The sequence below is a fragment of the Stenotrophomonas sp. MH181796 genome, from assembly GCF_009659995.1.
GTDB lineage: Bacteria > Pseudomonadota > Gammaproteobacteria > Xanthomonadales > Xanthomonadaceae > Stenotrophomonas > Stenotrophomonas riyadhensis.
The window spans coordinates 241,628-255,180 of sequence record NZ_RAHU01000007.1; the positions used below are offsets into that span (position 1 = coordinate 241,628).

The window sequence follows — 13,553 nt, forward strand, 5'->3', positions numbered from 1 at the left end:
CGTGGCATCCGGCTCGTTCACCAGTGTCAATCTGTCCCAGCTGCCTGCCCCGGCGGTCATCGAAGTGCTCGATTTCGAAGCCATGTTCGATGAATCGCTGACCGCGCTGCAGGCCCTGGATCCCACCTTCGACGCGCTGCTGCCGTCGGACCCGGCCTTCAAGATCCTGGAGGTCTGCACCTACCTGCGCCTGCTCGATCGCCAGCGTGTCAATGATGCCGCGCGTGGCGTGATGTTGGCCTATGCGGTTGGCAGCGACCTCGACCAGCTGGCCGCGATCTTCGGCATCGTCCGTCAGGTACTCGACCCGGGCAAGCCGCAGCAGGGCATTCCTCCTCGATATGAAAGCGATGAGGACTTCCGCCGCCGCATCCAGCTGGGCCCGGAAGGATTCAGCGTGGCAGGGCCGGAAGGTGCCTATGTATTCCATGCGCTGAGCGCCGACTCGCGGGTACTGGATGCGAGTGCCACCAGCCCCGCACCGGGCGAAGTGGTGGTGTCGGTGCTGTCGCGCGAGGCGGATGGAACCGCCACCCAGGGCCTGCTCGACGTCGTAGAAGCAAAACTGAGCGCGGATGATGTGCGACCGCTGACCGATCATGTCCTGGTGCGTACCGCGGCAATCGTCAACTTCTCGGTCAGCGCCACGCTGTTTACCTTTGCCGGTCCAGACTCGCAGGTCGTGCTGGCGGAAGCGCGCACACGCCTGGACCGCTACATCGCCGAATCGCATCGGCTCGGCCGCGATGTCACCCGCTCGGGCCTGTTCGCCGCACTGCATGCCGAGGGTGTGCAGCGCGTGGAGATTTCCAGCCCGGCAGCGGACGTGGTGGTCGACCGTACACAGGCCACCTACTGCACTGCCGTGACCCTGACCCATGGCGGCAACGATGAGTGACTCCACCACTCGCCTGATCAATGCGCGCCTGCGCGGCGCGGTCGATGGCCACAACCTGCAGTTCCGCCATCCGGGTGGCGCACTGTCCACCCTGCAGGGGGTGTACCGCACCGATTGGCAGGGGCGGCTGAAGCTGTCGGATACGCTGCGGCGCAACCTGCAGCGCTTCTCGGCAGCGTTCAGTAACACCTGGTGGAAGGGCTTCTACACCAAGCCAGCGAACCTGTCGTTCAATCACCCCGCTCCAGATGGCAGTTCCAGTGCCTGCTCCTTTCCTGTCTCCGATGCGATCGGGGGACCGAATCAGAACTTCACCGGTCTGGTGGACGAGGATGGAAGCGCCTTTCCCGATGGTGCCGTGCGTACCGTCAGCATCTGGCTGCGCGCAACCGAGCCATGTGCCATCGACCTCGGCATGCGCACCACCGGCGCAGGCAGGACACGTCTGCAGGTGGGTACCGAGTGGAAGCGCTACAGCTACACCTATGCCGCAACCGCAGATGACGCCCGCCGGGGCGTGAGTATCGTGCTGGATCGACGGGCAGCCGGAAACACCGGCCTGAGGCCGGACAGCCGCATCCATCTCTGGGGCGTGCAGGTGGAGGAAGGCCGCGAAGCAACCAGCTACATCCGCACCATGCCCCAGCCTGTGGGCGTGATTGATTACAGCGTGCTCAACAACGTGATCACGCTCAGCCAGGCACCCGCTCCCGGCTCGATCATCGACGGCGATGCGTTGGTCAGGGTACCGACCACGGCCAACCTGCTGCCGCCCAACGCCACCCACGCGGAGCGGGCCCTGGCCCGCGCTGCGGTCACCCGCCCATTGCCGGTGGACATCACCGCGCTGTGGGACGCCGACCGCTGTCCGGCCACCCTGCTGCCCTGGCTGGCCTGGGCCTTGTCCGTGGACGAATGGAAGGCCTACTGGCCGGAGACGGTGAAGCGTGCGCGCGTGCGTACCGCGATCGCCATCCAGCGCCGCAAGGGTACCTGGGGCAGCGTGCGCGACGTGGTCGCCGCTTTTGGTGGCTCGATCCTGATCCGCGAATGGTGGGAGATGCAGCCGCAAGGCGCACCGCACACCTTCGAAGCGGTGATGACCATCGCCAACCAGGGCGGCGAGACCGCCACCGCCAAGTTCGTCGACGACGTGATCGGCGAGATCAGCCGGACCAAGCCGGTGCGATCGCACTTCACCTTCACCCAGGGCATGCAGGCCAGCGCCGGTATCGGTGCACTTGTCGGTGCCCAGGGCACCACCTTCCGCCGCATCCAACTGATCGGAGAGTAAACCCCGCATGCGCTTGAAAATCACCGACGCCGGCTTTGCCAAGCTGGTCAATCCACCCAACACCGGCACCAATGCCGTGCTGATCACCGAGATCGGCCTGACGTCCACGGCATTCACGCCGACGGCGGGGCTGACCGCCCTGCCCGGCGAGATCAAGCGGGTCACCACTTTCGGCGGCAAGGCCGTGGGAGATGACACGCTGCACGTCACGATCCGCGACGACAGCGCTACCGCCTACAGCCTGCGCGGCTTCGGCCTGTACCTGGGCGACGGCACGTTGTTTGCAACCTTCGGCCAGACCGATCCCATCATGGAGAAGACCGCAGCCTCGATGCTGCTGCTCTCCACCGATACCCGCTTCAGTGAAGTCGATACCGCGCTGATCGAATTCGGCAATGCCGAATTCATCTATCCCCCTTCCACCACCGAAGTGCAGGGCGTGGTCGAGTTGGCCACTACGACGGAGACCGAAGATGGTGCAGACACCCAGCGTGCGGTGACACCGCGCGGCCTGCGTGCCTTCATCGACAAGCGCTTTGGTGCCAGCGCCCCCACCCAGTTCGTGCGCACGCTGCTGTCGATCGCAACCGATGCCGCGTTCCGTTCCGCCCTGGGGCTGAAATCGGCAGCGTTGAAGGACGAGGGCGCCGACAAGGGCCTGGATGCCGATCTGCTCGATGGCAGGCACGGCAACCATTACCTGGACTGGCGCAACATGACCGGCGTGCCATCCAGCGTGCACGTGCCCGGACAGGTGATTCTGTTCGCCGGTGCCACTGCGCCCAACGGCATGCTGCTGTGCAATGGCGCCGCTGTTCCGCGTGCCAGCTATCCGGCACTGTTCGCCGCCATCGGTACCCGCTACGGCGCCGGTGATGGCGCGACCACCTTCAACCTCCCGGCAATGCAGGAAGGCACGGTGGTCACGCACACGCTGAACCCGGAAGCGGTCGGCAGCTTCACCCAGGGTGAAGTGATCCGCCATGCCCACGGTGCAAGCGCGGCAACTGCAGGCAACCACAGCCACGCCATTTCCGTGGGCGCAGGCGGCGCGCACTCCCACGGTGCCAGCGCCAGTGCCGTCGGTGACCACGCGCACGGTGCATGGACCGACTCGCAGGGCCACCATGCGCATACCGGCGGCACCTCGTGGGCCGGCGACCACCAGCATGGAGGCGTTGTTCCCTCCAATCCTGCCCTCAACGGCTACGGCGTCTATCGCGAACGCGACAACGATGCGCTGTATCCGGACGGCGCCACAGCACCCGCCGGCGGTCATGCCCATAGCTTCAGCACCGACGGCGCAGGCGCACATGGCCACAACATCGGCATGAACGGCGCCGGCGGCCACTCGCACACCATTTCCATCGCCCAGGTCGGTGACCACGGCCATGCCGCCTCGGCCGCCGATGCCGGTGCACACACCCACACCATCGTGGTGGAGAACACCGGTGGCGACCGCAACCTGCCTGCCGGCCTGCGGATGATCTATTGCATCGCGTACTGAGGACATGAGCTTGCCTACTGAACCGCGCTTCGCGCACTCCTACGATCCCGATACCCGCGCCTACATGGGCAAGGTCCGCCTGCAGCCTTCCCCGGACGGTACCTGGAACCTGCCCGACTTCACCGTGGACGTCACGCCTCGCCAAACTGCCGGCGAATACCAGGCACTGCGCTTGGCCGATGACGGCTCACGCTGGGAAACGGTGGCCGATTTCCGTAACCACATGCTGTGGGACACACGCACCGCGATGGCGATACCCAATCGCCTTGCGCTGGGCGAGCCGTTGCCCAAGGACGTAACCCTGTCCGAGCCATTCAAGTTGGATGGCACCACCGCGCAATACAACGCGTGGAATGCCAGCCGCCGCGAATGGACATTGCTGCCGGACTACAGCACGCGACCGCTGTGGAACAAGCACGATGCCAGCTTCGCTACTCCCGTTTCCCGTGGGGTCGCGCTGCCGTCATCGGTCACCGATCTGGCACCGCCTGCGGATCGCAGCTACCCGGTCACCTTCGATGAAACCCGTGCCGCCTGGGTGATGGTCACTGCACCCGAACCCGACCCGGCCGCGCAGCCGCAACCCTGACGTCGGGCCACGGCTGCAATTAATCCAGCCGCGGCCAGATACGAACATGTACCCATGCGGCGCAGATCGCGACCGCAGCACCCACCCAACCAAGGAAAAAACAACGCATGGCCGAATTTCTGCATGGCGTGCAGGTCGTCAACATCGATGGTGGTTCCCGCTCGATCGCTGTTGCCTCGACCAGCGTCATCGGCATCGTGGGCACCGCGCCCCGCGCCGACAAGATCGCCTTCCCGTACAACACCCCGGTCCTGGTGACCTCGCGTTCGCAGGCAGCCAAACTGCTCGCCGGCACCGCCACCGAAGTCGATGAGGGCACCCTCCCGGGCCAGCTCGACGCCATCTTCGACCAGTCCAACGCGGTCGTCGTCGTTGTCCGCGTCGAGAAGGGCGCCACCGAGAACGACACCCTGGCCAACGTGCTGGGCGGCGTGAACGCGCAGACCGGTGCCTACACCGGCGTGCATGCACTGCTGGCGGCAAAGTCGGTCGTGGGCATCAAGCCACGCATCCTGGCGGTGCCGGGCTTCACCCACACCCACGAAAAGCGCGACACCGAACTGCTGGCCAACCCGGTCGTAGCGGAACTGCTCGGCATCGCCGACAAGCTGCGCGCGGTGATCATCAAGGATGGCCCAAACAGCACCGACGACGCTGCCAAGAGCACCACCGCCCTGACCGGCTCCAAGCGCGTCTACGTGGTCGACCCGGCGCTGCTGGTGCAGTCCGGTGATGCCATCGTCACCCGCTACGCCTCCGGTGCCGTGGCCGGCGCCATCGCCCGCAGCGACAACGAACGCGGCTGGTGGGCATCGCCGTCGAACCTGGAACTCAACGGCGTGGTCGGTACCGCGCGTGCGATCGACTTCGGCCTGTCCGACGCGACCAGCCGCGCCAACCTGCTGAACCAGTCGAATGTGGCGACCATCATCCGCGAAGGTGGCTTCCGCCTGTGGGGCAACCGTACCGCCAGCAGCGACCAGAAGTGGCAGTTCCTGTGCGTGGTGCGCACTGCCGACATCATTGCCGACAGCCTCGAGGCTGCCCATCTGTGGGCCGTCGATCGCGGCATCAGCAAGACCTACGTCGACGACGTGCGCGAGGGCGTCAACGCCTTCCTGCGCGGCCTGAAGACCCAGGGCGCAATCCTCGGCGGCAACTGCTGGATCGACCCGGAACTGAACGCAGCGGACAGCGTGGCCCAGGGCCGCTTCTTCTGGGACTTCGACTTCACCCCGACCTACCCGGGTGAGCAGCTGACCTTCCGCATGCACATGAACAACAACTACGTCTCGGAGATCTTCTAAGCATGGCGCGCAAGATCCGCAAAAACTTCAACTTCTACGTCGACGGCAAGGGCTATGCCGGCAGCGTGATGTCCTTCACTGCACCGAAGCTGTCGCTGAAGACCGAGGACTTCCAGGCCGGCGGCATGCTCGCCCCGACCGAGATCGTGCTCGGCCATGAAAAGCTCACCGCCGATGTCGAGTTCGCCTCCGACGACGCGGAGATCATGAGCAAGTTCCACGTCATCGAAAGCAAGGAGTACGGCTTCACCGCCCGCGAGGCGCTGGAAGGCGACGACGGCGAGGTGACCCAGGTCGTGCACAACATGCGCGGCAAGGTGAAGCTGCTGGACCGCGGCGAAACCAAGGTTGGTGAGAAGGGCACGATCAAGGTCAACCTGGCGCTGAGCTACTACAAGCTGACCCATGGTGCCCAGGTCGTGCAGGAGATCGACGTGGTCAACATGATCGCGCGCCAGGGTGGCGTGGACGTGCTGGCCGGCATCCGCGGCGCGCTGGGCATCTGAGCCGGCACCGCACCGAGAAACACGGGGGCGCCTCGCGCCCCCGCATCCATCGCACCGCATCGCATTCCAGGAACGCCTTCATGTCCAGCAAGACCAAGACCCCCACCGACACCGTCATCGAGCGCGATGGCTTTGCCGAGATCACCCTCACCCGCCCGCGCCAGGTCAACGGCATGGAAACCGCCGTGCTGCGCATGCGCGAACCGACCGTGGAAGACATGGAGCGCTACCAGGACGACAAGGGCAGTGATGCACAGCGCGAGGTACGGATGATCGCCAACCTGTGCGAGATCTCGCCGGACGACGTGCGCAAGATGCCGCTGCGCGACTACGCCCGGCTGCAGGCAGGCGTCGCGCTTTTTACCACCTGACCCTGCCGCAGATCAGGCAGGGAGTGCTCGCCCTGGCCGGTCATACCGGCTGGGGCCTGCGCGAGATCATGACGCTGCGGGTGTCGAAGTTCATCTGGTGGATTCAGGGGTTGCCGGTACATGGCCAATAACGTTCAAACGACAACGATCACGATCGGCGGCTCGGTGTCCAAATCGCTGAAGGACGCATTGTCCTTCGCCAATGATGGCGTGAAGCGCCTCGGCGATGAAGCCGGCAAGCTGGAGCTCAAGCTCGCCGCGATGAAGAAGTCGGGCGCCGCCTACACCCGCATGCGCGCGCAGGCCGATGCGCTGCGCGCCTCACAGGAAGCGCTGGAGCGTGTCGAAGCCAAGCGCACTGCCAACCTGGAGAAGCGCGAGAAACTCGGCGCCTCGTTCAAGGCAGCGCGCGGCACACTCGGCACCGCCGTCACCGCACTGGCCAAGCCGGTCGAGAACGCCTCCGGCTTCGCCCGCCAGAACCAGCAGATCGGCGTGGCAGCCAACCTCAGCCGCGCGCAGGTGAGTGCGCTCGGCCAGGCGATCCTGCAGCAGTCGCGCGCAACCAACCAGGGCGCCGACGATCTGCAGCGGTCGATCAAGCTGATGGTCGCAGCCGGCATGGATGCACAGTCCGCGCAGGCCAGCCTCGGCGCCGTTGGACGGACCACCACCGTCACCGGTGCCAGCATCGATGACGTTGCCAAGGCGGCCGCCAGCCTGCAGCGCTCGTTCGACATCGATCCCTCGCGCATGCAGAGCGCGCTGGACGTGCTGGTGGTGAACAGCCAGCAGGGCAGCCTGGGCCTGAAGGACATGGCCGAGGTGCTGCCCACACTGGGCTCGTCGTTCGAAGCGATGAAGCTGCAGGGCACGTCAGCGGCCGCCACGCTGGGTGCGGCACTTGAGGCCACGCTGGATTCGGCCGGCGGTGCCGACAAGGCCGCCAGCAACATGAAGAGTTTCATGTCGGCCGTACTGTCCCCGGACCTGCAGGCGAAGGCCAAGAAGAGCCTGAACCTGGATCTGCGCAAGATCATCGGCGAGGCACAGACGAGTGGTGGCAATCCCTTCGATGCCGCGATGCAGGGGATCATCAAGGCCACGGCGGGCGACCAGAAGAAGATCGGCACCCTGTTCAGCGATGCGCAGGCGAAGGACTTCGTCCAGCCGATGATCGAGAACTGGGATACCTACATCCGCGTCCGCGACAAGGCACTGAACGGATCGGCGGGTACCACCGATGCCGCCTATGCCGATGCGATGCAGACCGATCCGCAGAAGATCGAAGGCGCGAAGATCGCCGTGGACAACCTGTCCAAGGCGTTCGGTGCGGCGCTGCTGCCGGCGGTGGGCGAGGCCGCGGTCAAGCTGACCGAACTGCTGAACGGGGTCACCTCGTTCGTGCAGGAAAACCCGAAGCTGATCGCCAACACCACGCAGATCGTGGTCGGCATGCTGGGCATGCGCACGGCGGTGCTCGGCGCACGCTACGCCTGGACGTTCCTGCAGGGCCCGATCCTGGGCGTGCAGAAGGCCTTCGAGCTGTTCCGTGGCGGCAGCCTGCTGGCACAGCTGGGCCGCTTCGGGCCGATGGCCATGCGCCTGGCATCGGGCTTCCGCATCGTCGCCACTGCCGTGGGTGCCATCGGCGGTGGCCCCATCGCCGTTGCGGTCGCCGCCATCACCGCCGGCGCCCTGCTGGTGCGCAAGTACTGGGAACCGATCAAGGCATTCCTGGGCGGCGTATGGGAAGGCCTGAGCGGTGCAGGCACCGCGGCGATGGGTGAACTGATGCGCGCGGTTGAACCACTGCGCCCCGCCTGGGAAGTCATGAGCGGGCTGATCGGCCAGGCCTGGGACTGGCTGTCGAAGATGCTGGAACCGGCGCAGTACACCGGCAATGAATTGTCACGCGTCGCCCAGATCGGCTCGCTGGTGGGTGAGGCGCTGCTGACCAACTTCCGGCTGGTGATCCAGGTCATCGGCGGCGTGGTGGGGGCGGTGGTGTGGCTGGGCGAGATGCTCGGCACCGTCGCCGGCTTCATCAACGAGACCCTTGGCAACATCTGGGAGTCGATCAGCCAGAAGGCGACCGCAGCGTTCGACCGCATCCTGGAGAAGCTCAAGCCGGTCATCGAAGGCGTCGGCTGGTTCATGGACAAGCTTGGTGGTGGCGTAGGGGCTGCCAAGGACAAAGCGCTGGAGGTCGCCGAGGGCGGGCTGCAGACCGCGGTGGGCGCCGCCAACATCTACAGCGGCATGAAGGCGCGCGGCGGTGGTGGCATCGGTGACATGGCACGCGTGGCGTACGCGGTCGGCACCAACGACAACGATGGCCTGAACCGCCGCATGGCCGAGCTGAGCGGCGCGCAGGGACGCCGGGCGCCGGACATGCCCTCGCCCACGATGCGTGCACCGACCACCGTGCAGCAGCAACAGACCAACAACATCACCATCCACCAGCAACCCGGTGAATCCAGCGAATCGGTGGCACGTCGCACTGCAGACGAGCTGCAGCGTCGCAACGCGCTCGCCGCCCGTGGCAGCCTGGCAGACAGGAACTAAGCATGAAGCGCGAGTTCGTAACCGCATCCATCGACAAGCTGTTGTCCCGTTTCCAGAGCAACGACTCCGGCAACGCCCCGGTGCTGCTGATGCTGGGGGGCTTCAAGTTCAGCCTCAACACCGCCGTGTTCCAGAACATCCAGCAGAGCAACGAGTATGGCTGGGCTGCGCAGGAGCGCATCGGGCAGATGGCCGCCCTGCAGTACACCGGCCCCGGCAAGGCCAGCATGACGCTGCCCGGCGTCATCCACTATCAGTTCCGGGGCGCCGGCAATGAGCTCTCGCAGCTGCGCAAGCTGGCAGCGCAGGGCAAGCCACAGCGGCTGCTGACCGGCAAGGGCGGGAACCTGGGGCTGTGGGTCATCGACAAGATCGACGCCACCGCCTCCGGTTTCACCGTCGATGCGGGAATCCAGCGGCATGAATTCACCCTCTCCCTGCGGAAGCACAGCGATGGCACGAACGTATAACACCCGCGACGGCGACGTCGTCGACCGCATCGCGTACGCGCACTATGGCGAACAATCACCGGCCATCCTGCGCGCGGTGTTCGATGCCAACCCGGGCCTGGCCGCGCGCGGCGCGATACTGCCTGCGGGCCTGGCGATCACCCTGCCGGACGTGCAGCGCCCTGCCGGCGAACGCAAGGGAGTGGCCCTGTGGGATTGAACATCGCACCGGCATTCCGCGTGGTGGCCAACAGCCAGGACATCACCGACAAGATCATGTCGCGCTTCAAATCACTGCGCATCACCGACGAGACCGACAACAGCTCGGACATGCTGGAGCTGCAGCTGGCCGACCATGACCCGTCCGATCCGATCCAGCTGCCGCCGGCAGGCGCGGAGCTGGAGGCCTTCATCGGCTATGACGGCGAAGTGCGGCGCATGGGCCTGTACATCTGCGACGAGGTGGAGATTTCCGGCTACCCGGGCAGCATGACCCTGCGCGCGCGCGCCGCACCGTTCGAGGCCAGCAAGGGCGGCAAGAACGAACTGCAGACACAGAAGACGCGCACCTGGAAGAAGGGCACGACGATCGGTGGCATGGTGCAGCGCATGGCCGCCGAACACGGACTGAGCGCCGCCGTGAGTGGATCGCTGGCATCGATCGTGCTGCCGCTGACGGTGCAGTCGCAGGAATCGGACATGAACCTGCTGCTGCGCCTGGCCAAGCAGCACGATGCCATCGCCAAGCCGGGCGGCGGCCGCCTGATGTTCGTCAAACGGGGCGACTCCACCAGTGCAAGCGGTGAGCGCATTCCCGACGTCACCCTGACCCCCGCCGATGGCAGTAACTACAAAGTGAGCATCGTCTCACGCGAGAAAACCGGCACCACCATTGCCTACTACCGCGATGTACGCGGTGCCACGCGCCAGGAGGTGAAGTTGGGCAGCGGTGAACCGATCGTGCGCCTGCGCATGGCCTACGCCGACCGCGAAACCGCCGAAGCCGCAGCACGCGCCAAGCACCAGGAACAAGCCCGGCAGACGCGCACGCTCAGCTACACCCTGCCCGGCCGCGAGACGCTGATGGCCGAAGCCACGGTGGTGATGCGGGGCTTCCGCGACGGCGTGGATGGGCGGTGGCTGGTCAAGCGCGCCGAGCACAACATCAGCCACGAGGGCTACGTGACCAGCATCGAGTGCGAACAACCCAACAGTGCCGACGCAGTGAAGGCGGCCAGCAGCGCGCGAGCGACCGAAGGCGAGCAGGTCGGCAGCGAGGTGTAGATCCAGGTGGGGCGCGGATGCGGTTCTCCCGATCCAGTTGCTGTAACACTGCTACGACCTGCCGGCGCTACTCCGTGTATCGGACTGCGTGCACTTTGGCTTGCTCAGGCATGTAGGTGAAGCGATAGGTCATCACCACGACATGGGTACGGGACCACAGCCAGCGTCTTCTTTCGTCGCGCACAACCAGCACACCTTCAGCCGGTCGGGATATCCGCGCGGTGGGAACATCTTTGAAGGCTGACTTGACGTTCAACAGGCCCATCCGGGGCGGCAGCTGCTGTTTCACAAAGCCACTGATGTCCTGCTTCTGAGCACCCTCCGGCGGCGGCATCCTGTGAATGCTGTCCAGCATCTGCTCGGCCTTCATCTGTAACGTCACGATGGGCAGCGCGGTTCGCATGGGGTCGGCTGCCGAGCCTCTGCCGGGCGCCAGCACGCCCCACAGGACCAAGGCAATGCCCAACGTCCGGAAGATCCTGCTCCCCATGTGACACTCCCTGCTGGCTTGACGGGCCCATGCGCCCAGGCACGGTATCAGATCACATACTGCGCCTGGCCGTTCCCGAACGACCAGTTCTCCTTCTTCACTTCCACCAGGTTGATGAACACGTCCTCGCGGCGGATGCCCACCGCCGCGTGCAGGCCCTCGGCGATGCCGGCGTACAGCGCCTTCTTCTGCTCCAGCGTGCGCCCTTCGTTCCAGGTGATCTGGATGCAGATGAAATCGTCGGTGCGGTCCACGCCCAGGTAGCCGGGATCGTAGATCAACGTGCCGGGCTCGTGTTCCTGGAAGATCTGGAAGCGATCATTTTCCGGCACGCCCACCACACGCATGGCCTGGTAGATGGCTTCACCGACGCGCTGCAGGTAGTCGGCGGATTTACCTTTGCGAAGATCGATGCGGGCAAGCGGCATGGCGGGGCTCCAGGGCCAGATGGGACGACAGTGAGCCGAGACTACGCCCGTCGGGAGGGGCCGCACAGCGCATGGATGGAACGTCTGCTTTCATGGATGGCACGTTTGTCTGCGCCCGCGCCGGGTGACGTGATTGCCATCTACTTGGGCTGTGTAGCGGCGCTGCTTCGTTCAGACAAGGCGCGGATTACCCCATGGATGGTGGAACCCCGTCTTGGCTGGCGTTGTTGCAACTTTCCTCAATGACTTCCGTCTTTACGTGGATCGATGATCGCATCGCCAAGGCAGCATGCCCTGGTCGGGATTGGCGTCTCGAATAAACGAACAGGCTCACAGGATGTTGCGATCCAGATCGCAGCAAAGAGAATGCACCGACTGCCTTCTATGGCGGGCGGTGCGTGGGGATCGCAAGATCCGCCGGGCCTTTTCTCCCTGTGAGCCTTTCTGCCTTGGTACGCCAACCCGCACCGTCCGCCACCTTCACTCCGAAGGTGGCCTTGCGCCAGTGAGGGTTTCGCCATGACCAAACGAGCCGCATCGTTTCCACGCCTGTACGCCTTGATTGCCGACATCGCCATTCAGGTTCCCGACGACATCGCACGCGAGATCGAGTGCGCATTGGACGAGCAGAACCTGCCCGTGCAGTCACCCGCGTTTTTCGCGTGCCTCAATGCCATCAGCAACGTCGATGGCGAGGACGGGCAGCCGTGCAGCAGCCTCACCCTTGCCGCCAGCAATCACGCGTCGCTGCGTCGCTCGATGGCAGGGCTCACCGCAGTGCTCGATCTGCTGCAGGCCGCCGAACGCACGCGCAACGAGGCCGGCCCGGATGAACAGCTGGGCGCCTTCCACACCGACGGGTTGATCGTGGCCGCGCGACAGCTGGTGCGCGAAGCCAACCATTGCCTGGAAGGTGGAACCGCCTGAGCGACTGGCCGCCACGTGGCTACAATCGCGCAGGGAATCGCAGGAGAACGCAATGGATGCCGAACACCTGGAGTACTTCAAGGCCGCACTGGAAGGCCGCGCAAGCGTGGGCTGGAACGTATGGTTCGCTGCCAACCAGCAGGCGCTGGCACAGCAGCTGAGCCGCCCTGCGCTGCTGCGCTTGAAGTTCAACACACTGGATGAAGCCGAACGCCTGCTCGCGGAGGCTGGCATCGTGCCCCGCAGTACGGCAGGCAAACGCTACGAAATGTACTGCGCCGCGTTCTCGGCAGACGTGGTGGACGCGAACGGTCGTCCGCTGCCAGCCATCTGGCGCGCGGCACACGGCGGTGCCATCGGCCTGCTGGCCGATGGCGAGCACGAAGCCGGCCAGGCCAAGCTGCTTTCGGAGTTCCGCCGCGTCCGCAAGCACGGGCTGCAGCAGGCGCACGAATGGTTGGGCGATCTGTGCTTTGAAGGCGGGATGGAACTGAGCGGCGGCAATGCCGAGGTGGGTCGTAGTCTGCTGGCGGTGGTGGTGCGGGCCGGCAGTGGCTACGACCTGTTGGATGGTGTCGCGATGATGGCCCGCGAACTGCTGGAGGATCCCGGCTGAGATGGAACCCGCCTCGGCGAGCGCCGAGGAACCACAGGCAACAAAAAAGCCCCCATTGCTGGAGGCTTTTTTCGTTCTGCAACATGGTGGGCGGTACAGGGATCGAACCTGTGACCCTTGCCGTGTGAAGGCAATGCTCTACCGCTGAGCTAACCGCCCGGTGTGTTGCTGAGCCGCTCATTATAGGGGCTTTTCAGAGGCCGTCAACAGTTTTTCACATAGGTGTTCACGGGCGTTTTCGGGGACTGCAGTCGAGCATGGCTCGACTCTACAGAGGAGCGGGGTCACAGGCGTTTCGGGGCATGCAGCCGAGCATGGC

At 65.2% G+C, this 13,553-nt stretch carries 15 protein-coding genes and 1 tRNA gene; 13 read left to right on the forward strand and 3 right to left on the reverse strand.

What is annotated here, in order from left to right:
• Position 1: 1 nt before the first annotated feature.
• From D5301_RS18305 to D5301_RS18355, 11 genes are all read left to right on the forward strand, one after another.
• On the forward strand, positions 2-898 hold the full coding sequence (locus D5301_RS18305; RefSeq protein ID WP_164161007.1) for a baseplate J/gp47 family protein: 897 nt from the start codon (positions 2-4) through the stop codon (positions 896-898).
• On the forward strand, positions 891-2,192 hold the full coding sequence (locus D5301_RS24510) for a phage tail protein I (RefSeq protein WP_153856504.1): 1,302 nt from the start codon (positions 891-893) through the stop codon (positions 2,190-2,192). The genes D5301_RS18305 and D5301_RS24510 overlap by 8 nt, the downstream gene beginning before the upstream one ends.
• Positions 2,193-2,199: 7 nt before the next feature.
• Positions 2,200-3,699, forward strand: a complete 1,500-nt coding sequence (locus tag D5301_RS18315; protein WP_094002002.1) for a tail fiber protein — start codon at positions 2,200-2,202, stop codon at positions 3,697-3,699.
• Between the two features lie 4 nt (positions 3,700-3,703).
• Complete coding sequence (locus tag D5301_RS18320) at positions 3,704-4,288, forward strand: hypothetical protein (RefSeq protein WP_088024784.1); 585 nt, start codon at positions 3,704-3,706, stop codon at positions 4,286-4,288.
• Between the two features lie 107 nt (positions 4,289-4,395).
• Positions 4,396-5,595 carry a phage tail sheath C-terminal domain-containing protein gene (locus tag D5301_RS18325; protein ID WP_110711320.1) on the forward strand — a complete coding sequence of 400 codons (1,200 nt, stop codon included), beginning with the start codon at positions 4,396-4,398 and terminating at the stop codon, positions 5,593-5,595.
• 2 nt (positions 5,596-5,597) lie between these two features.
• Positions 5,598-6,101 (forward strand): phage major tail tube protein, encoded by a 504-nt coding sequence (locus D5301_RS18330; protein WP_110711318.1) that lies wholly within the window; start codon positions 5,598-5,600, stop codon positions 6,099-6,101.
• A gap of 80 nt (positions 6,102-6,181) precedes the next feature.
• Complete coding sequence (locus D5301_RS18335; protein ID WP_005412456.1) at positions 6,182-6,472, forward strand: phage tail assembly protein; 291 nt, start codon at positions 6,182-6,184, stop codon at positions 6,470-6,472.
• Positions 6,473-6,637: 165 nt separating this feature from the next.
• Positions 6,638-9,040: a phage tail tape measure protein gene (locus D5301_RS18340; RefSeq protein ID WP_239496523.1), complete on the forward strand. Its 2,403-nt coding sequence runs from the start codon at positions 6,638-6,640 to the stop codon at positions 9,038-9,040.
• 2 nt (positions 9,041-9,042) lie between these two features.
• A complete protein-coding gene (locus tag D5301_RS18345) occupies positions 9,043-9,510 on the forward strand; it encodes a phage tail protein (protein ID WP_110711312.1) in 468 nt (155 codons plus the stop codon).
• Complete coding sequence (locus D5301_RS18350; RefSeq protein ID WP_153856505.1) at positions 9,494-9,709, forward strand: tail protein X; 216 nt, start codon at positions 9,494-9,496, stop codon at positions 9,707-9,709. Before D5301_RS18345 ends, D5301_RS18350 begins: the two co-directional genes overlap by 17 nt.
• Positions 9,700-10,773: a contractile injection system protein, VgrG/Pvc8 family gene (locus tag D5301_RS18355; RefSeq protein ID WP_324187346.1), complete on the forward strand. Its 1,074-nt coding sequence runs from the start codon at positions 9,700-9,702 to the stop codon at positions 10,771-10,773. Before D5301_RS18350 ends, D5301_RS18355 begins: the two co-directional genes overlap by 10 nt.
• A 67-nt stretch (positions 10,774-10,840) precedes the next feature.
• Here the strand turns inward: D5301_RS18355 and D5301_RS18360 are convergent, their stop codons facing one another.
• Together D5301_RS18360 and D5301_RS18365 are read right to left on the reverse strand one after the other, a co-directional pair.
• Complete coding sequence (locus D5301_RS18360) at positions 10,841-11,263, reverse strand: hypothetical protein (protein ID WP_153856506.1); 423 nt, start codon at positions 11,261-11,263, stop codon at positions 10,841-10,843.
• A 47-nt stretch (positions 11,264-11,310) separates the two neighbouring features.
• Positions 11,311-11,691: a tautomerase family protein gene (locus D5301_RS18365; protein ID WP_110711305.1), complete on the reverse strand. Its 381-nt coding sequence runs from the start codon at positions 11,689-11,691 to the stop codon at positions 11,311-11,313.
• 519 nt (positions 11,692-12,210) lie between these two features.
• Here D5301_RS18365 and D5301_RS18370 point away from each other — a divergent pair.
• Complete coding sequence (locus D5301_RS18370; protein ID WP_110711303.1) at positions 12,211-12,618, forward strand: hypothetical protein; 408 nt, start codon at positions 12,211-12,213, stop codon at positions 12,616-12,618.
• Between the two features lie 52 nt (positions 12,619-12,670).
• The gene (locus tag D5301_RS18375; protein WP_110711302.1) at positions 12,671-13,234 is read left to right on the forward strand and encodes a hypothetical protein; all 564 of its coding nucleotides are present in this window, start codon (positions 12,671-12,673) and stop codon (positions 13,232-13,234) included.
• A gap of 84 nt (positions 13,235-13,318) precedes the next feature.
• Here D5301_RS18375 and D5301_RS18380 read toward each other — a convergent pair.
• Positions 13,319-13,393: transfer RNA gene (locus D5301_RS18380), tRNA-Val, on the reverse strand.
• Positions 13,394-13,553: the final 160 nt, after the last annotated feature.

Bases quoted from the DNA above. Each gene is read 5' to 3' on its own strand.
- D5301_RS24510 (WP_153856504.1), top strand. From the start codon at position 891: ATGAGTGACTCCACCACTCGCCTGATCAATGCGCGCCTGCGCGGCGCG.
- D5301_RS18315 (WP_094002002.1), top strand. From the start codon at position 2,200: ATGCGCTTGAAAATCACCGACGCCGGCTTTGCCAAGCTGGTCAATCCA.
- D5301_RS18320 (WP_088024784.1), top strand. From the start codon at position 3,704: ATGAGCTTGCCTACTGAACCGCGCTTCGCGCACTCCTACGATCCCGAT.
- D5301_RS18325 (WP_110711320.1), top strand. From the start codon at position 4,396: ATGGCCGAATTTCTGCATGGCGTGCAGGTCGTCAACATCGATGGTGGT.
- D5301_RS18330 (WP_110711318.1), top strand. From the start codon at position 5,598: ATGGCGCGCAAGATCCGCAAAAACTTCAACTTCTACGTCGACGGCAAG.
- D5301_RS18335 (WP_005412456.1), top strand. From the start codon at position 6,182: ATGTCCAGCAAGACCAAGACCCCCACCGACACCGTCATCGAGCGCGAT.
- D5301_RS18345 (WP_110711312.1), top strand. From the start codon at position 9,043: ATGAAGCGCGAGTTCGTAACCGCATCCATCGACAAGCTGTTGTCCCGT.
- D5301_RS18350 (WP_153856505.1), top strand. From the start codon at position 9,494: ATGGCACGAACGTATAACACCCGCGACGGCGACGTCGTCGACCGCATC.
- D5301_RS18360 (WP_153856506.1), bottom strand. From the start codon at position 11,263: ATGGGGAGCAGGATCTTCCGGACGTTGGGCATTGCCTTGGTCCTGTGG.
- D5301_RS18365 (WP_110711305.1), bottom strand. From the start codon at position 11,691: ATGCCGCTTGCCCGCATCGATCTTCGCAAAGGTAAATCCGCCGACTAC.
- D5301_RS18370 (WP_110711303.1), top strand. From the start codon at position 12,211: ATGACCAAACGAGCCGCATCGTTTCCACGCCTGTACGCCTTGATTGCC.
- D5301_RS18375 (WP_110711302.1), top strand. From the start codon at position 12,671: ATGGATGCCGAACACCTGGAGTACTTCAAGGCCGCACTGGAAGGCCGC.